The 16905-nt window shown below is 69.7% G+C and carries 17 protein-coding genes; 11 read left to right on the forward strand and 6 right to left on the reverse strand.

Annotation, left to right across the window (positions count from 1 at the left end):
- The first annotated feature begins 6 nt into the window (after positions 1-6).
- The 4 genes from JNB_RS01240 (at position 7) to JNB_RS01255 (ending at position 4032) form a co-directional block, all read left to right on the forward strand.
- On the forward strand, positions 7-1107 hold the full coding sequence (locus JNB_RS01240) for a sensor histidine kinase (protein ID WP_237700579.1): 1101 nt from the start codon (positions 7-9) through the stop codon (positions 1105-1107).
- A complete protein-coding gene (locus JNB_RS01245; protein ID WP_009774568.1) occupies positions 1104-1709 on the forward strand; it encodes a response regulator transcription factor in 606 nt (201 codons plus the stop codon). Before JNB_RS01240 ends, JNB_RS01245 begins: the two co-directional genes overlap by 4 nt.
- Before the next feature lie 70 nt (positions 1710-1779).
- Positions 1780-2406 carry a DUF5701 family protein gene (locus tag JNB_RS01250; protein WP_009774569.1) on the forward strand — a complete coding sequence of 209 codons (627 nt, stop codon included), beginning with the start codon at positions 1780-1782 and terminating at the stop codon, positions 2404-2406.
- A gap of 51 nt (positions 2407-2457) precedes the next feature.
- Complete coding sequence (locus JNB_RS01255; RefSeq protein ID WP_009774570.1) at positions 2458-4032, forward strand: serine/threonine-protein kinase; 1575 nt, start codon at positions 2458-2460, stop codon at positions 4030-4032.
- A gap of 59 nt (positions 4033-4091) precedes the next feature.
- Here the strand turns inward: JNB_RS01255 and JNB_RS01260 are convergent, their stop codons facing one another.
- From JNB_RS01260 to lpdA, 3 genes are read right to left on the reverse strand one after another with little or no spacing between them, the layout of a single operon-like run.
- Entirely contained in the window at positions 4092-4991 is a 900-nt protein-coding gene (locus JNB_RS01260) for a TIGR01777 family oxidoreductase (RefSeq protein ID WP_009774571.1), read from the reverse strand.
- A gap of 20 nt (positions 4992-5011) precedes the next feature.
- Positions 5012-6958 carry a 2-oxoglutarate dehydrogenase, E2 component, dihydrolipoamide succinyltransferase gene (gene sucB, locus JNB_RS01265; RefSeq protein WP_009774572.1) on the reverse strand — a complete coding sequence of 649 codons (1947 nt, stop codon included), beginning with the start codon at positions 6956-6958 and terminating at the stop codon, positions 5012-5014.
- A 39-nt stretch (positions 6959-6997) separates the two neighbouring features.
- The gene (gene lpdA, locus JNB_RS01270; protein WP_009774573.1) at positions 6998-8377 is read right to left on the reverse strand and encodes a dihydrolipoyl dehydrogenase; all 1380 of its coding nucleotides are present in this window, start codon (positions 8375-8377) and stop codon (positions 6998-7000) included.
- A gap of 200 nt (positions 8378-8577) precedes the next feature.
- Between lpdA and JNB_RS01275 the strand changes: the two genes are divergently transcribed.
- Positions 8578-8907: a hypothetical protein gene (locus tag JNB_RS01275; protein ID WP_009774574.1), complete on the forward strand. Its 330-nt coding sequence runs from the start codon at positions 8578-8580 to the stop codon at positions 8905-8907.
- A gap of 39 nt (positions 8908-8946) precedes the next feature.
- Here the strand turns inward: JNB_RS01275 and JNB_RS01280 are convergent, their stop codons facing one another.
- Entirely contained in the window at positions 8947-9777 is an 831-nt protein-coding gene (locus JNB_RS01280; protein ID WP_158306110.1) for a matrixin family metalloprotease, read from the reverse strand.
- Positions 9778-9894: 117 nt separating this feature from the next.
- On the opposite strand from JNB_RS01280, the gene JNB_RS01285 reads away from it, so the two are divergent.
- A complete protein-coding gene (locus JNB_RS01285) occupies positions 9895-10086 on the forward strand; it encodes a DUF5302 domain-containing protein (protein WP_040883456.1) in 192 nt (63 codons plus the stop codon).
- Between the two features lie 103 nt (positions 10087-10189).
- Here JNB_RS01285 and JNB_RS01290 read toward each other — a convergent pair whose 3' ends face one another.
- Complete coding sequence (locus JNB_RS01290; protein WP_040883458.1) at positions 10190-11716, reverse strand: leucyl aminopeptidase; 1527 nt, start codon at positions 11714-11716, stop codon at positions 10190-10192.
- Between the two features lie 100 nt (positions 11717-11816).
- Here JNB_RS01290 and gcvT point away from each other — a divergent pair, with 100 nt between their 5' ends.
- From gcvT to JNB_RS01305, 3 genes are read left to right on the forward strand one after another with little or no spacing between them, the layout of a single operon-like run.
- On the forward strand, positions 11817-12929 hold the full coding sequence (gene gcvT / locus JNB_RS01295) for a glycine cleavage system aminomethyltransferase GcvT (protein ID WP_009774579.1): 1113 nt from the start codon (positions 11817-11819) through the stop codon (positions 12927-12929).
- Between the two features lie 5 nt (positions 12930-12934).
- Positions 12935-13405, forward strand: a complete 471-nt coding sequence (locus JNB_RS01300) for an OsmC family protein (protein WP_009774580.1) — start codon at positions 12935-12937, stop codon at positions 13403-13405.
- A 1-nt stretch (position 13406) separates the two neighbouring features.
- On the forward strand, positions 13407-13622 hold the full coding sequence (locus tag JNB_RS01305) for a hypothetical protein (protein WP_009774581.1): 216 nt from the start codon (positions 13407-13409) through the stop codon (positions 13620-13622).
- 63 nt (positions 13623-13685) lie between these two features.
- Here the strand turns inward: JNB_RS01305 and JNB_RS01310 are convergent, their stop codons facing one another.
- Positions 13686-14267, reverse strand: a complete 582-nt coding sequence (locus JNB_RS01310) for a DUF3043 domain-containing protein (protein ID WP_009774582.1) — start codon at positions 14265-14267, stop codon at positions 13686-13688.
- A 141-nt stretch (positions 14268-14408) separates the two neighbouring features.
- Here JNB_RS01310 and JNB_RS01315 point away from each other — a divergent pair, with 141 nt between their 5' ends.
- Positions 14409-15785, forward strand: coding sequence for a dipeptidase (locus JNB_RS01315; protein ID WP_009774583.1), 1377 nt, complete (start codon positions 14409-14411; stop codon positions 15783-15785).
- A gap of 2 nt (positions 15786-15787) precedes the next feature.
- Entirely contained in the window at positions 15788-16855 is a 1068-nt protein-coding gene (locus tag JNB_RS01320; RefSeq protein ID WP_009774584.1) for a glutathione S-transferase family protein, read from the forward strand.
- The last annotated feature ends 50 nt before the right edge of the window (positions 16856-16905 follow it).

Here is a 16905-nt window from a genome sequence, read left to right on the forward strand (position 1 = left end):
GAACCCATGAGCCAGACCATGCCCCTCCAGCGGCCACTCGGCCGCCGGGGGCCGTGGTTTGCCGCCATCTGGCTGGTCTTCCTCATCGATCCTGTTCGCGTCGCCTGGGATGCCCACGACACCGCGAAGGGCGACATCGGCCTGCTGGCCACGCTCGCCTTCGGGACGCTCTACATCGTCATCTGGATCCGGCTTCGCGCCGACCGTGCCCGACTGGTGACCCGACCGTCGTGGGTCGAGTCCATCGGGTGGCTGGCCTCGATGGCCAGCCTCGCCACCGTCATGGTGTGGGCGCTCGGGGAGACCGGCACCGCATCGGCGGTCTATTGCGCCGTCGCGACAGTGATGCTCCTTCCCTTTGCGTATGCCGCCCCGATCGTTGTCGGGATCGCGGCACTGATGATCGTGCTCGGTGAAACGCGACCGACGTGGGACTCGGGAGCCGGCACGGCGTTCGGCGTCCTTGCAGCGGCCCTGGCGGTCTTCGGGATCCAGCAGATGATGGTCCGCAACATCGAGCTCATCAAGGCCCACGACGAGAACGCCGACCTGGCGGTCGAGAACGAGCGCACCCGTTTTGCCCGCGACCTGCACGACATCCTCGGTCACTCCTTGACGGTCATCACGGTCAAGGCCGAACTGGCACAACGACTCCTTGACGTGGACCCGCCACGGGCCAGGGCCGAGCTGGCCGACCTCGAACGGTTGTCGCGCGATGCCTTGGCGGACGTCCGTCGCGCCGTGGAGGGCTATCGCGATCTGAGCCTCCCCGGTGAACTGGCGAGGGCGCGCACCGCCCTCGCGGCCGCCGAGATCACGGCGGAACTGCCCAACTCCACCGAGGACGTCCCGACGGCGTTGCGCGAACTCTTCGCCTGGACCGTGCGCGAAGGCGTCACCAATGTGTTGCGGCACAGCAACGCTCAGCGTTGCTCCGTGGTCCTGACGCCGACGTCCGTGGAGGTGCGCGACGACGGCGGCGGTCCCGGTGGTTCGACGCTGGGCAGTGGACTCACGGGCCTGCAGGAACGCGCGTCCGTGCTCGGAGGGACGGTCGTCACCAGGTCGTTGGAGCCCGGCTACTCGTTGCGGGTGGTGGTCGCGTGATCCGGCTGCTGCTGGCCGACGACCAGGCTCTGGTCCGTGGGGCCCTCTCGGCGTTGTTGTCGCTCGAGCCCGACCTCACCGTCGTGGCCGAGGTCGGGTCCGGGGATCTCGTGCTGGACGCCGTGCGCGAACACCGACCCGACGTCGTCCTCATGGACGTCGAGATGCCCGGACTCGACGGCATCGCCGCCACCGCCCAAGTGCGCGCGACCTACCCCGAGACCCGCGTCCTCATCGTGACGACCTTCGGCCGGCCGGGCTTCCTGCGGCGCGCGATGCATTCCGGCGCAATGGGATTCGTCGTCAAGGACACCCCGGCCGCCCAGCTCGCCGACGCCGTGCGCCGAGTGCACGCCGGCCTGCGCGTCGTCGACCCGGCCCTCGCGACGGACAGCCTCGTCGCTGGTGAGTCCCCGCTGACGCAACGCGAGACCGAGGTCCTCCAGGCCGCCCGAGACGGCTCGTCGGTGGCCGTGATCGCATCCCGGCTCTTCCTCTCCGAAGGCACCGTCCGCAACCACCTGTCGGCGGCGATCGGCAAGACCCAGGCGGCCAACCGGGCCGAGGCCGTCCTCACGGCCGAGAGCAACGGCTGGCTCTGACCGACGTGCCGGGAACGTCGGCTGCCGGTGACGCGTTGAGTACCCCGTCGCCGAAGCAGAGGGAGCACGCATGTCATTCGAGGACCAGGTCACCACGCTCATCGAGTTGGGGTACCCCGCACTGGCAGGGTTGAGCGAGAGGGCCTTTCGCGCCGAGATCGCACCGCTGGCCGAGATGGCCGGCCGTCTCGACGAGGCGGAGCCGAAGGACGAACCGGGGCGGACGGCATACGTCATCGTCGTGACACGGGAGCTCGTCGACCCGATCACGACAGTCCCGTTGCTCCGCCTGGTGGGCGGACGCAGACCCGGGGTCGTCGACCGCAACCACGCCGAGGGCGACCTCGCGACCTATGACCCGCTCCCCGAGCTCAAGGTGCCGGAGGTGCGTGCCTACCTCCTCGTCGACATCGAGCGCGGCGAGGAGTTCTGTGGCGTTCGCCCGCAGGAGGCGCTCCCGGTCATCCGAGGTCGTGGCCGGACTCCTCTCACCATTGACGAGGGCATCGCCGTGGTCACGCAGGCGCCGCACCTGCTCGAGAAGAACAAGTGCTTCATGCTGTCGGGCTCACGCCGTTCGGACCGTCGCGTCCCGGCCCTGTGGATCAGCGAACGCGCGCCCAAACTCGGCTGGTGCTGGGACGGGAACCCGCACACGTGGCTCGGCGTCGCCTCGGCGGGGGAGCGCATCGCCTGACCCTGTGGAAAAGCTCGCGGCGGCTTCGGGCATCTCGGCAACCATGAGGTCATGGAGACCTCGGAAAGGCCGACCGACAGCCGGTATGCCGGCCGCCACCGGATCGTGGACCACACCACTCCCAGCGTGCCCGGCTACGACGTGGTCGAGCCGATCGGACAGGGCGGGTCGGGCGCGGTGTGGTCGGCGACGGATGCTGCGGGCGCGACGGTCGCGATCAAGGTCGTGCCCGCGGTCGATGCAGCCGACGCTCTCGTGGAGCTGGCCGTGCTCGGTCGGATCACCGATCCGCACCTCGTCCGGTTGCACGAGGCGACGGCACTGCCGAACGGCGACGTCGCCCTCGTGCTCGACCACCTGGCCGGTGGCACTCTCGGGTCGGCTGTCCGGGCGCGCGGCCACTTGGCGCCGGGGGAGGCCGTGACGGTCCTCAGCCCGATCGCCTCCACGCTGGGGCGGCTCCACGGGATCGGCGTCGTGCACGGAGACGTCTCACCCGACAACGTGCTCCTCGATCTGGAGGGCCGGCCCTTCCTGGCCGATCTGGGGGTGGCGAGCATCGTGGGGGAGCAGCTCGCGGAGCTCCGGGGGACCGAGGGCTTCGTCGCGCCCGAGGTGGCAGTGGGCGGGGCACCGTCGCCGGCGTCCGACGCCTACGCCCTCGGTGCGCTGGCGTGGTTCGTCCTCACGGGAGAGGCGCCGGGTCCGGCTGTCATCCGGGGACGATTGGGGGAGCGGGTGTCCGGGCTGCCCGTCGACCTGGTCGCCGCGGTTGAAGGAGCGCTGCGTTCACGCGCCGAGGACCGTCCCAATGCCGACGCGCTGGCCGTGGCGATCTTCGAGAGTGCCGACCCCGAGCCGCTCGTGCTGGTGACCGGTGGCGATGACGTCAGCCTTCTCACCCGTCGCATCCGGGCTGCTGCTCGCGCGTCGTCGCACGGTGGTGCCGCGGCAACGTCGGCGCCCGGGCCCGGGCGGGCCCGTGACCTTGCTCGTCGTTGCCTGTCCACCACGTCCACTGGCAGGAAGGTCGCCGCCTCCGGGCTGCGGAGCCTGCGCGCCGTCGCGCCGTTCGTCATGGTCCTGGGAGTCATGGCCGCGGTCGCACTCGGGGTGGTGGCGTGGAGCGGTGGACGTGACGACGCGAGGGCTTCGACCGGATCACCTTCGGCGCTGGCGAGCGCGACGCCCTCGAACGGACCAGCCGCGGCGTCTGGCGCCTCGGACGCGCGTCTGGGGAAGGATGCGCCGCGAGCCGATCCGCTCGGGTTGGTCAGTGCTCTGGCACGGGCGCGAGCCGAGGCCTGGTCGACCGGGATTGCGGCCAGACTCGTCGAGGTCGACGCGCCGCGCTCACCGGCCCTCGCCCGCGACACCGAGGTGCTGGCCGGGGTGCAGCGGGCCAACCAGCGTTACGTGGGGCTCACCTTCACCGTGCGCGAGGCTGCTTTCGAGGGGGAGTCGCGCGGGGTCGCCACCGTCCGGGCGCGCATCGACACGGGCGCCCATGTCGTGAGGGGTCCCGGTGGTGACCAACGCAGACCAGCGGTGGCGGGGCCCCCCGTGCTGCTCGATCTCGTCCGCACCGACTCGGGCTGGCGCGTCCAGGAGGTTCGAGCGGTCTGAGCTGGGCCGAGAGACGACTGGGTCCGGCGACCGATGGAGCCCTGGGTCGACGTAAATCGTTACGCGGGAGCCGTCAGGAGCCAGCGGATCGCGTCGGGGAGGGTGGCCTGACCGTGGGTGAAGCCGGTGTCCTGCAGTCGCTTCGGCACAGCCCGCTGGCTCGCGACGATGTCACCGGCCATCTCTCCGACCACCGCGCGCAATGCGAACGTGGGAGCCGGCAGGAGCGTCGGACGGTGCAGCTGGCGACCCATCTCGGCGACGATGTCGCGCTGGCGAGCAGGCTCAGGACCCGTGAGGTTCACGGGACCTTCGAGCCTCTGGTCGAGCACGTGCTCGATGGCTCGAACGTGGTCGGCGAGGGTGATCCACGACCAGAACTGTCGCCCGTTGCCGAGGGGGCCGCCGAGCCCCAACTTCGCCAGCCGGAGCAACATCTTGATCGCGTCGCCGTCGGGAGCCAGCACGATGCCGGTACGCAGGCAAGCCACGGGTGCCCCAGCAGCCTCGGCGGGCTCGGTCGCGCCTTCCCAGGCGTGGACGAGGTCGACGAGGAAACCCGAACCGGCGCTGCTCTCCTCGGTGAGTACCTCGTCACCGCGGTCGCCGTAGTAGCCCACGGCTGAACCGTTGACGAGATGGATCGGACGTCCTGTCTGCGCGATGGCCGTGGCCAGCGCAGTGGTTCCGTCGACGCGTGAGTTGATCAGCTCGGTCTTGAAGGCCGGGCTCCACCGATGGGCACCCAGGCTCGCGCCGGCGACGTTGACCACGGCGTCGACACCGTCGAGGACCGCGGGGTCGAGCTGGCGGGTTGAGGGGTCCCACTGGATCTCGGACTCGTGCTCGGGTGCTCGTCGAACCAGGCGGACGACGTCGTCACCGCGCTCCCGCAGCGAATGACACAGCGCAGCGCCGATCAGTCCGGAGGAGCCGGCGACGGCGATGCGCTGTGTCATGTGGATCAGGACTCAGAGACTCAAAGGCCCAGATCGGCTTCGAACGCGCCTTCTTCGAGGCGCTCCTTGACCGTGGTGAGGAAGCGGGCGGCGTCGGCGCCGTCCACGATCCGGTGGTCGTAGGACAGGGCAAGGTAGACCATCGAGCGGATGGCGATGGTCTCGCCACCGTCGGAGTCCTTGACGACGACGGGCCGCTTGACGACCGCGCCGGTGCCGAGGATGGCGACCTGCGGCTGGTTGATGATCGGCGTGTCGAACAATGCTCCACGCGACCCGGTGTTGGTGATCGTGAACGTCCCACCGGCGAGGTCGTCCGGCATGATCTTGTTGGTGCGCGTGCGCTCCGCGAGATCGGCGATGTTGCGCGAGAGCCCCGCGATGTTGAGGTCGCCCGCGTTCTTGACCACCGGCACGAGCAGACCCTTGGCGGTGTCGACGGCCATGCCGACGTTCTCGGTGCCGTGGTAGGTGACGTTCTCGCCGTCGATGCTCGCGTTGACCGTCGGGTGGACCTTGAGGGCCTCGATCGCGGCGAGCGTGAAGAACGGCAGGAAGCTGAGCTTGCTGCCCTCGCGGCGGGCGAAGTCACCCTTGGCGCGGTCACGCAGACGCGCGATCTTGGTGACGTCGACCTCGACAACGGTCGTGAGCTGAGCCGACGTCTGGAGCGACTCGACCATGCGCTTGGCGATCATCTTGCGCAGGCGCGTCATCGGCTGGGTCGTGCCACGCAGGCTGCTGTCGCCGGCTGCCGCAGTGCTCGACGAGGCAGCTGCCGGAGCGGCTGCACCAGTCGAGGCGGGGGCGGCGGGTGCCTCGGCCGGGGCCTTGGCAGCCTCTGCCGCGGCGAGGACATCCTGCTTGCGGATGCGACCGCCGACGCCGGTGCCCTTGATGGAACCGAGGTCGATGTTGTTCTCGGACGCGATCTTGCGCACGAGCGGGGTGACATAGGCCGACGCGTCCTGCGACTCGTCGCTGGCGGAAGTTGCCGATGCCGGAGCAGCCGGAGCAGCCGGAGCCTGCGGTGCGGGAGCCGCGGGGGCGGTCGGCGCCGGGGTGGGTGCCGGTGCGGCGGGGGCCGCGGCCTCTGCGGGAGCCGGTGCTGCCGGTGCGGCCTCGGGTTCGGCGGCAGCCTCGGGCTCGGGCGCGGGCGCCTCCTGCGCAGCAGCAGCCTGCGGTGCCTCGGGAGCCGCAGCGGGCTCCTCGGCAGCGGGCTCAGCGGCGGCCGGTGCGGCCTCGGCGGCTGGTGCTTCGGCAGCGCCAGCTGCGTCTCCACCGATGACGGCGAGGTCGGCGCCCACAGGGACGGTCTCGTCCTCCTGGACGAGGATCTTGCTCAGCTTGCCTGCGACAGGGGAGGGGATCTCGGTGTCGACCTTGTCGGTCGAGACCTCGAGCAGCGGCTCGTCGACCGCGACGTCGTCGCCCTCGGCCTTGAGCCAGCGGGTGATCGTGCCCTCCGTGACCGACTCGCCCAGAGCAGGCATGGTCACGGTCGTGCCACCACCGCCACCGGCAGAAGGAGCAGCGGGAGCAGCCTCGGCCGGAGCGGATTCAGCGGGTGCAGCCTCGGCAACCGGAGCTTCCTGCGCCGGAGCCGGCTCAGCGGGTGCTGCCTCAGCAGGCGCTGCCTCGGCGGGAGCGGCTTCAGCGGCGGGCGCTTCCTGCGCCGGAGCCTCGGCGGGCTGCTCGGCAGGTGCAGCGGTGTCGCCACCGGCGGCGGGTCCATCACCGATGACGGCGAGGTCGGCGCCCACGGGAACGGTCTCGTCCTCCTCGGCAAGGATCTCCTGGAGCGTGCCAGCGACAGGTGAGGGGATCTCGGTGTCGACCTTGTCGGTCGAGACCTCGAGCAGCGGCTCGTCCACGGCGACCTGGTCACCAACGTTCTTGAGCCACCGGGTGACGGTGCCCTCGGTCACGGACTCGCCGAGGGCGGGCATGGTCACACGTTCGGACATGGTGTCAGTTCTCCTATCGACGGTGGCTCTGCGTCAACTCTAGTTGTGAGCATGCAGGGGTTTTCCAGCGAGCGCCAGATGGGCCTCGCCGAGTGCTTCGTTCTGGGTGGGGTGCGCATGGATGAGGGGTGCGACGTCGTCGGGGTGGGCTTCCCAGCCGACGATGAGCTGTGCCTCACCGATCTGCTCACCCATCCTCGCGCCGATCATGTGAACGCCGACGACCGGTCCATCCTTGGAACGCACGAGCTTGACGAAGCCGGCGGTCTGCAGGATCTGGGACTTGCCGTTGCCGCCCAGGTTGTACTCGTAGGTCTCGACCTCGCCGTGCACCTCACGGGCCTGCGCCTCGGTCAGTCCGACCGACGCGATCTCGGGGTTGCAGTAGGTCACCCGCGGGATCGTCGACTCGACGATCGGGGCGGGCGAGAGTCCGGCGATCTCCTCGGCGACGAAGATGCCTTGCTGGAAACCGCGGTGCGCGAGCTGGAGGCCGGGAACGATGTCGCCCACGGCATACACGCCGTCGACGCCAGTGCGGAGGCGGTCGTCGGTCGTGACGAAACCACGGTCGAGACTCACGCCGGCTTCGGCAAAGCCGAGCCCGTCGGTGACCGGGCCGCGCCCGACGGCGACGAGCAGCAGGTCGGCCTCGATGGTCGTGCCGTCCTCGAGGGTGACCGTGACGACGTCGCCCTCCTGCGTGGCGCCGGCGAACTTCACGCCCGCCTTGACCGTGATCTTGCGCTTGCGGAAGGCGCGTTCCAGAACCTTGGACACCGCCTCGTCCTCGGCCGCGACGAGCCGGGGGAGAGCCTCGACGACGGTGACCTCGGAGCCGAAGGACCTGAAGACCGACGCGAACTCGACACCGATGACGCCGCCACCAAGGACGACGACACGGTCGGGGACGAAGTCGAGCTGCAGTGCCTGCTCGCTGGTCATGATGCGGCCGGCGATCTCGAGGCCGGGGAGGGACTTGGCATAGGAGCCGGTCGCGAGGACGACGTTGCGGCCGGTCACGCGGCGTCCGTCCACCTCGATGGTCGACGGGTCGACGAGCCGACCCGTGCCCTCGATGAGGTCCACCTTGTGCGCCTTCGCGAGGCCCTGGAGGCCCTTGTAGAGGCGACCAATGACGCCGTCCTTGTAGGCGTTGACGCCAGCCATGTCGATCGACTCGAGCGTCGTCCTCACGCCGAACTGCTCACCTTCACGGGCGGTGTCGGCGACCTCGGCGGCGTGGAGCAGCGCCTTGGTCGGGATGCAGCCGACGTGCAGGCAGGTGCCGCCCAGCTTGGACTTCTCGACGAGAGCGACGCGAAGCCCCAGCTCTGCCGCGCGGAAGGCGCAGGCATAACCACCGCTTCCGCCTCCCAGAATGACCACGTCATAGGTGTCCTCGGCGGTGGCCGGCATCGTTCACTGCTCCCTTGGTTTGCGGCAGGGGGCGCGCGCCGAGCGGGTCTCGCCGACGTCGCGCCAGTGCCGCCCATCCTGTCACTGCACCGTGTCCGTCGTCACACGAGGTCCTCGTCCGTCCACGAACGCTCGCGTATGCCGTCCGCCACCCAGCGAAGTCACACTCACCTCCCAGCGGTCTTCCGTATCGTGGCGCCATGGCGTGGTTCAGGCGGCGGAAGGGCGAAGCCCCCGCGAAGGGTGCGGCGGCACCGACGAAGGACGACGTGCGCAGGGCGCGCAAGCACCTTGAGGAGTTCGCGCGCAGCCGCCGTGGGGTGGAGGCCTTCGTCGAACCGGCCACGAACGTCACGGCGACGACGGTCATCCTCATCGCCCACGACGGTGAGTGGACGCGCCGCGCTGTCCCGTCCCGTGAGGACGCCTTCAAGCTGGCGACCAACCTGCACCTGCCGACCTACGACGTCAACCAGACGGGCTACCCGCAGCGGATGCGCGACTGGAACTCGCGCCAACGCGGCCACTGACCCATCAGGTCAAGGCTGCGACGAAGTCGGGTGTGAAGGTCAGAACTCGCGGTTGCAGGGCACGGCAGCCAGAGCGGCGAGCCCTCGACGATCGCCGTCGCCGAGGCTGGTCTGGCCCTTGTTCTCGGCGTTCATGAGCTGACCGGCTGTCTCGCTGTGGGCCAGGCCGAGGAGGTGGGACAGCTCGTGCGCGACGATCGCGACGGCCATCTCGTGCCCGCCCTTGCGGACGCTGACCTCGGTGAGGGCTGGTCCGTCGAGGTAGACGATGCCGGTGACGTTGTGCAGCTGCCCACGGCTGTCCGTCATGGCCACGCTGCCGCCCACGCCAGCGACGTTGCCGTCGAGGGTGGGGACACGTTCGGGGGTCGTCCACGCCACGAGCGCAGGCGACCAGCGGTTGCCGTAGCGGCCGCGGTCCATCGTCGGCCGCACCTCTTGGGCCAGTTCGTCGGTCGGCCCATCGACGACGATCTGGAGTCCCGCTGCCGGGCCGACCATCGAGATGGCGTCCCTCAGGATGGCGTCGGCGTCCGACGGCGCCCGCTCGTGGTTGACGACGAGATGCAAGGGGCGGCACGGGTCGTAGGCCGCCACACTGCCCGGTTTCGTTGCCAGGAGTTCGAAGCCGCCCGAACCAACAGGGGCTCGAGGGGCCGCCACGAGCCGCCCGACCACGGCGTCCTGCGCGAGCGGAGGCCTCACCTGCGCCAGCGGGACGATGCTGGCCACGTGGTCGATCTGCTGGTCCGCGACACCTCGCACCAAGATCAGCCCTGCCGTGATCGCGAGGGTGGCGACAATCGGCGCCACAGCGACACGTGAGCGGCGGGGCGGCTGGGACACGGCATACCCGTCCTGGGTGACCATGTCCACAAGATCGCATTCGCGGGTGCCCGGCGTCAGGCCGATGGCGGAAAGCATGTGGCTCTCGCGCGGCTGAGCGTGCGAGAGTGAGGCGACCGCACCACCGATCCAGGAGGACCCGTGTCCGAGTCAAAGAGTTCCCGTCCGACGCCCAGCGAGGACATGAAGAAGAAGTTCCGCGAGGCCCTGGACAAGAAGCACGCCCACGGCGGCGCCGATGTCTCGGCCACTGCGGACCAGGGCAAGGTCGACCACGGTCACGGACCCGAGACCTCCGGGCGCGACCAGATGTTCCGCCGCAAGTCCGGCTGACCCACCGCCAGATGCACTTCGTGCCCGAAACGGACACGCCGTCGGCTGCGTACGCAGCCGCGACCGTGTCCGTTTCGGGCACGAAGTGCATCTGGGCCTGGGGTCAGGCGGTGTGGTTCTCGATGAGGTTCACGAGCGTTGCCACGCCGTAGCCGGTGCCGCCCTTGGGGATGGCGCCGTCGGCACCCTTCTCGTTGAAGGACGGGCCGGCGATGTCGACGTGGGCCCACGAGATGCCCTCGCCGACGAACTCCTGGAGGAAGAGCCCGGCGGTGAGCATGCCGCCCCAGCGGTCAGCCTTGTGCTGGAGGTCTGCCACGACCGAGTCGAGCCCGGCGCGCAGCTCGCGCGGCAACGGCATCGCCCACGAGTCCTCGCCCTCGGCGCCACCGGAGTTGACCACCTTGGTGCGGAAGTCGTCGTCGTTGGCCATGACACCGGCGACGCGGCTGCCGAGCGCGACCATCTGCGCACCCGTGAGAGTGGCGATGTCGACGATGACGTCGGGCTTGGCCTCGCTGGCCAAGCAGATGCCGTCACCGAGGACCATGCGCCCCTCGGCGTCGGTGTCGATGATCTCGACGGTCGTGCCGTTGCGCATCGTCACGACGTCACCGGGACGCTGGGCGGTGCCGCTCGGCATGTTCTCGGCGAGGCAGAGGTAGCCGGTGACGGACACCGGGCCACCCAGTTCAGCGGCGGCGATGACCGTGGATGCAACCGCGGCGGCGCCGGCCATGTCGGACTTCATGGTGAGCATGCCGCCGGCCGGCTTGATGCACAGGCCGCCCGAGTCGAAGGTGATGCCCTTGCCCACGAGTGCGACGGACGGGCTCTTGGCCCGACCAGCGGTGGGGGAGTAGGTCATCGTCACGATGCGCGGCGGGTTGACAGAGCCCTGGCCGACGCCGACGATGCCGCCGAAGCCGCCCTTGGCGAGGGCCTTCTCGTCGAGGACCGAGATGGTGACCTTGCCCGAGGATGCCGCAGCGACGGCCTTGACGCGGTCGACGAAGGACTGCGGGGTGAGCAGGTTCGGCGGGGTGTTGACGAGGTCGCGGGTGAGGTCGCGAGCGGCGCCGATGATGGCTGCGCGCTCGACGGCGGACTTGACCCCCTTGCCCTGGCCGAGCGACGAGACGACCGTGATCTTGGGCCCACCAGAAACAGGCACCTTCTTGGCCTTGGGCTGGCCCCCGACCGACGCCTTGGTGGAGGACGCATCGAAGCTGTAGCAGCCGGCATACGCACCGTCGGCGACAGCCGCGAGAGCGGCCTCGTCGGAGGCCGGCAGCGCCACGGCGACCGAGGCCTTCGTGGCGACCGAGCGCAGGGCGGAGCCGGCGGCGGAGCGGAGCACGTCGGGCGTGATGTCGGCGGCGGCGCCGAGTCCGGTCACGACGATGGCGGTGGCGGCCACATCGGGCACGGCCACGACGCGGACGGTCTCGCCCGGCTTGGCCTTGGCCTCGAGGTCGGTGAGAACTGCGGCGAGGTGCTTCGCGGCGGCGGTCGGCAGACCGTGGCCGGCGGCGAGCGTCGCGCCCTTGTCGGTCGAAACGGAGCCGACGACGAGGGCGTCGACCTTGAGGTTCGCGGCGTCGCGCGTGGTGAGGCTGAGGGTGGGCACTGCTTGCACTCCTGGCGTGGTCTGGGCAGGCGAGATCATCGCCCCTTAGCCGAGCACCCTAGCCGCGACCGTGATCCGGGCCACGCGATAGCGTGCCGTCATGACCGATCTGTTGCACTCTCCCGTCCATGACCGCCACGTTGCGCTCGGTGCCAAGCTGGCCGACTTCGGTGGCTGGGAGATGCCGATCGAATACCCCGGTGGTGGGGTCGTCGCCGAGCACAAGTCCGTGCGCGAGCGCGTCGGTCTCTTCGACGTGAGCCACCTCGGCAAGGCACGCGTCAGCGGCCGCGCGGGTGACGTCAGCGCCATCGACTTCGTCAACTCCTGTCTGACCAATGACCTGAGGCGGATCGGCCCGGGTCAGGCGCAGTACACGCTGTGCTGCCAGGACGACGGCGGGGTTGTGGACGACCTCATCGCCTACGTCCGGAGCGAGGACGACGTCTTCCTCATCCCCAACGCGGCCAACACCGCTGCCGTCGTGGACCTCCTACGGGCGGCCGCTCCCGAAGGCATCGAGGTCGAGAACCTTCACGACGCGTATGCCGTGTTCGCCGTCCAGGGTCCCAAGAGTGACGAGGTGCTCACCTCGCTCGGGCTGCCGGTCGATCACGACTACATGTCGTTCGTCGAGACGGAGTGGCAGGGTCTGCCGGTCATCGTCTGCCGCACCGGCTACACGGGGGAGCGCGGCTACGAGCTCGTGCCCGCGTGGGACGCCGCCGGCTCGCTCTGGGACGCACTCGCCTCCGCTGTCGCCGACCAGTCGGGTATGCCGGCCGGTCTCGGCGCGCGCGACACGCTCCGCACCGAGATGGGCTACCCCTTGCACGGCAACGACCTCAGCACCGAGATCACGCCCGTCATGGCTGGCGCCGCGTGGGCGGTCGGCTGGGACAAGGACACCTTCTGGGGCAAGGAAGCGCTGGCCGAGCAGCGCGCGGCCAAGACGAGCCGGTTGAACCGTGGGCTCGTCGTCACCGGCCGCGGCATCCCACGTGCCCACTGCTCCGTCCTCAAGGACGGCGAGGTCGTCGGCGAGGTGACGTCGGGGACGTTCAGCCCCACCCGCAAGGAGGGCATCGCCCTCGCCCAGCTCGAGCGCTCCGTGGCCATCGGCGACGAGGTCGTCATCGACGTGCGCGGCCGCGAGATCCCGGCAACGGTGACCAAGCCGCCGTTCGTCGAGGTCGGCGTCCGCGAGAACTGACGCGCATGGGCGACCACACCTACCGGGCCACGATCGCGTGGGAGGGATCCACGGGTGGCGGCTACACGGCATACCCGCGAGATCACGAAGGAGCGGTGCCTCCGGCGACGGAGTCGTTTGCCCTGAGTGCCGACCCGCACTTTCGCGGTGACGCGACCCGGGCCAACCCGGAGCAGCTCCTCGTGCTGGCGGCGAGCTCGTGCCAGATGCTCTCGTTCCTGCACGTCGCGGCCACGGCAGAGCTGGACGTGCTGGACTACACCGATGACGCCGAGGGCATCATGCCGAAGGGCGAGCAGCCGATGCGGATCACACGAATCACGCTGCGCCCCAGGGTGTTGGTGGCCGCGGGCAGCGACGTGGCCAGGTTCGAGGAGCTCATGCACGAAGCCCACGAGAGCTGCTTCATCGCCAACTCACTGAACACCGACGTCGTCGTCGAGCCGACTGTCGAGATCGCTATCAAGGAGAGCTGACATGACCGAAGCCTGGAGCTGGACCTATGAGAACGCCGCTGGGGCGGCCGTCACCGGCGAGCCGACTACGGCGACGGAGTTCCCGACGCAGTCCGACGCCGAGAACTGGTTCGGGGAGGTGTGGCGTGAGCTGGCCGAGGCCGGTGTCGCAGCCGTGACCCTGCACCGCGACGGCGAGAAGATCTACGGCCCGATGCCGCTGGACAGCTCTGTTTAATCACTGATTGCGCAATCTGCCGTCCCCCGCTGCGCTCCTCCCGACGGATTGCGCAATCAGTGATTACTTGGGGTAGGCGCCGCGCTTGACGATCGGGCGGGGCATCCGGGTGCGACGCATCTGGAAGGCGCGCATCGCGGCGTAGAAGCCGTCGCCGCGCTGGACTGCGTTCTCGCCGAACTTCGCGGCAAGCTGCTTCTTGATCCGGCGCCAGGCCAGGAACGTGTCGACGACAGCCGCCGCGATGAGTCCGTAGACGAGCGTGAAGACGATGAGCATCGCCCACGACTGACGCACGAACGACAGCGCGAGCACGATGAGCATGACGGGCAGCATGAACTCGGCGACGCCCCAGCGAGCGTCGATGTAGTCGCGGATGTAGCGCTTGGCCGGACCCTTGTCGCGCGCCGGCAGGTGCGTCTCGTCACCGGTGATCATCGCCTGGCGCTGCTTGGCGAGCTGCTCGCGTCGCTTGGTGCGGTCGGCACCCTTCGCGGCCTTGCGGTCGGTGACGACGAGGGGCTGGCGACGGGCCGCCTCCTGGTCGCGCCGCTTGGGCGTGGGGCGATTCTTGGCACCTTCGCGGGCAGCGTTGGCTGCCTGCTCCGTGAGCTCTTCCTGGGTGGTCCTGCTGCGTCCGAACACGGCCCGAGTGTATGCCGCCGGGCTGGGTCCTCGTTCCGGCCCCGCCTGCGCTCGCCTGCGTCCGCGCGCACGGTCGGGTTTGCCGCCATCCCCACGGACGTCGTGCTGACGTCGTGCTGTCGCCGTGGGTAGGGTCGCAATGTGACTGACTCATCAACCACCCCGACCGCCCTGACCGAGCTTCCTGCACTGCGCGAGACGGTGCGCGGCCTCATGCCGCAGCTGCGCGCCGACCTCGAGGCGCTCACCCGCATCCCGAGCGTCTCCTTGCCGGCCTTCGACCAGAGCCATGTCGATGCGTCCGCCGAGGCGACGGCCGACCTGCTGCGCGCCGAGGGCCTCGAGGTCGAGATCGTCCGCGAGGGCGGTGCCCCCGCGGTCATCGGGCACATCGACGGACCCGAGGGTGCACCGACGGTCATGCTGTATGCCCACCACGACGTGCAGCCGCCCGGGGACGACGCCGACTGGGACAGCGCACCCTTCGAGCCGACCGAGCGCGACGGTCGCCTCTACGGGCGAGGTGCCGCCGACGACAAGGCCGGGATCATGGCCCACATCGCCGCCCTGCGCGCCCACGCCGGCAACCTGCCGGTCGGTGTCACGGTCTTCGTCGAGGGTGAGGAAGAGGTTGGTTCCGACTCGCTCATGACCATCCTTGAGCGCCACGGCGACAAGCTCAGGGCAGACGCCATCGTGCTCGCCGACTCGACGAACTGGGACATCGGAACGCCCGCGCTCACCACGACCCTGCGCGGTCTCATCCGCGTCGTCGTCACCGTCACGACCCTTGACCACGGCATCCACTCCGGCATGTTCGGCGGCGCTGTCCCCGACGCGATCACGGCCCTCGTGCGCCTCATCGCCACGCTCCATGACGACGAGGGCAACGTCGCCGTCGCCGGGCTCAAGTCCGGGGAGGCCGCCGACCTCGACTTCTCCGAGGAGCGGCTGCGCGAGGAGTCCGGCCTGCTCGACGGTGTCTCGACGATCGGCTCGGGTTCACTCCTGTCGCGCATGTGGACCAAGCCGTCCCTCACGACGATCGGCATCAACGCGCCGTCGGTCGAGAAGTCCTCCAACACGCTCGTCCCCAGCGCCTGCGCCAAGCTGTCCATGCGCATCGCCGCGGACGAGGTCCCGGCCGACGCGTTCAAGGCCCTTGAGAAGCACCTGCGTGAGAACGCTCCGTGGGGCGCCAGGATCGAGATCACCCTCGACGACCAGGGCGCAGGTTTCGCCGCCGATGCGAGCGGACCGGTCTATGACCAGGCCCGCGCCGCCTTCGCCGACGCGTGGGGCAAGGAGCCGGTCGACATCGGTGTCGGAGGGTCGATCCCCTTCGTCGCGGCCTTCGCCGAGCGCTTCCCCGACGCCGCGATCCTCGTGACCGGCGTCGAGGACCCCGACACGCGCGCCCACGGCGCCAACGAGTCGCTCCACCTCGGCGAGTTCGAGAACGTCTGCGTCGCAGAGGCGGCGCTCTTTGCCCGCCTCGGCGCGATGCCGAGGTCCTGACGATGTCGCAAGACACCAGCGCAGCCGGGGCCGAGGGGTCCTCACAGGGCTCGTACGTCGAGGCAGAGTTCAAGCGCGACACGGCATACATCGAGGACCGGATCACCCGCACCGGTGAGCAGTGGCCGGTCGAGGCGGGTCGCTATCGCCTCGTCGTGGCACGGGCCTGCCCCTGGGCCAACCGCGCGATCATCGTCCGTCGACTCCTCGGCCTCGAGGGCGTGATCTCCATGGGCATCTGCGGACCGACCCACGACGCGAACTCGTGGACGTTCGACCTCGATCCTGGCGGCCTCGACCCGGTGCTGCACATCCCGCGCATCAAGGACGCCTACCTCACTCGCTTCCCCGACTACCCCAAGGGCATCACCGTCCCGGCGATCGTGGACGTGCCGACCGGGGGAGTCGTCACCAACGACTTCCCGCAGATGACCCTCGACTTCTCGGGTGAGTGGACCGAGTTCCACCGCGAGGGTGCGCCGCAGCTCTACCCCGAGCACCTGCGCGCCGAGATCGACGAGGTCAACAAGCGCGTCTACACGGAGGTCAACAACGGCGTCTACCGCTGCGGGTTCGCCGGGACCCAGGAGGCCTATGACGCTGCCTATGACCGGTTGTTCACGGCGCTCGACTGGCTGGAGGAGCGGCTCGCCACCCAGCGCTACCTCGTCGGCGACACGATCACCGAGGCCGATGTGCGGCTGTTCACGACGCTGGCCCGCTTCGACGCGGTCTATCACGGGCACTTCAAGTGCAATCGTTCAAAACTGTCCGAGCTCCCAGCGCTCTGGGCCTACGCGCGCGATCTCTTCCAGACCCCGGGTTTCGGTGACACCACCGACTTCGTGCAGATCAAGAGCCACTACTACGAGGTCCACCGCGACATCAATCCCACGGGAGTCGTGCCGCTCGGACCCGACCTCGCCGGCTGGGCGACGCCGCACGGGCGCGAGTCCCTCGGTGGTCGACCGTTCGGCGACGGGACTCCGCCGGGCCCACCGCCCGAGGGCGAGCGCGTTGCGCCGAGCAACAACCCGCACGTCGGCGCGGACGGGCTCATCTCACTCTGACGGCGCGCCCACTCTCACGTTGATCTCGCCCAGCGGAAGGACCACGGCAG

It is taken from the genome of Janibacter sp. HTCC2649 (assembly GCF_000152705.1).
GTDB lineage: Bacteria > Actinomycetota > Actinomycetes > Actinomycetales > Dermatophilaceae > Knoellia.

What these genes read in the sequence shown, in the direction of transcription:
- JNB_RS01240 (WP_237700579.1), top strand. Translation starts at nt 7, where the DNA reads ATGAGCCAGACCATGCCCCTCCAGCGGCCACTCGGCCGCCGGGGGCCG.
- JNB_RS01250 (WP_009774569.1), top strand. Translation starts at nt 1,780, where the DNA reads ATGTCATTCGAGGACCAGGTCACCACGCTCATCGAGTTGGGGTACCCC.
- JNB_RS01255 (WP_009774570.1), top strand. Translation starts at nt 2,458, where the DNA reads ATGGAGACCTCGGAAAGGCCGACCGACAGCCGGTATGCCGGCCGCCAC.
- JNB_RS01260 (WP_009774571.1), bottom strand. Translation starts at nt 4,991, where the DNA reads ATGACACAGCGCATCGCCGTCGCCGGCTCCTCCGGACTGATCGGCGCT.
- sucB (WP_009774572.1), bottom strand. Translation starts at nt 6,958, where the DNA reads ATGTCCGAACGTGTGACCATGCCCGCCCTCGGCGAGTCCGTGACCGAG.
- lpdA (WP_009774573.1), bottom strand. Translation starts at nt 8,377, where the DNA reads ATGCCGGCCACCGCCGAGGACACCTATGACGTGGTCATTCTGGGAGGC.
- JNB_RS01275 (WP_009774574.1), top strand. Translation starts at nt 8,578, where the DNA reads ATGGCGTGGTTCAGGCGGCGGAAGGGCGAAGCCCCCGCGAAGGGTGCG.
- JNB_RS01280 (WP_158306110.1), bottom strand. Translation starts at nt 9,777, where the DNA reads ATGGTCACCCAGGACGGGTATGCCGTGTCCCAGCCGCCCCGCCGCTCA.
- gcvT (WP_009774579.1), top strand. Translation starts at nt 11,817, where the DNA reads ATGACCGATCTGTTGCACTCTCCCGTCCATGACCGCCACGTTGCGCTC.
- JNB_RS01300 (WP_009774580.1), top strand. Translation starts at nt 12,935, where the DNA reads ATGGGCGACCACACCTACCGGGCCACGATCGCGTGGGAGGGATCCACG.
- JNB_RS01305 (WP_009774581.1), top strand. Translation starts at nt 13,407, where the DNA reads ATGACCGAAGCCTGGAGCTGGACCTATGAGAACGCCGCTGGGGCGGCC.
- JNB_RS01320 (WP_009774584.1), top strand. Translation starts at nt 15,788, where the DNA reads ATGTCGCAAGACACCAGCGCAGCCGGGGCCGAGGGGTCCTCACAGGGC.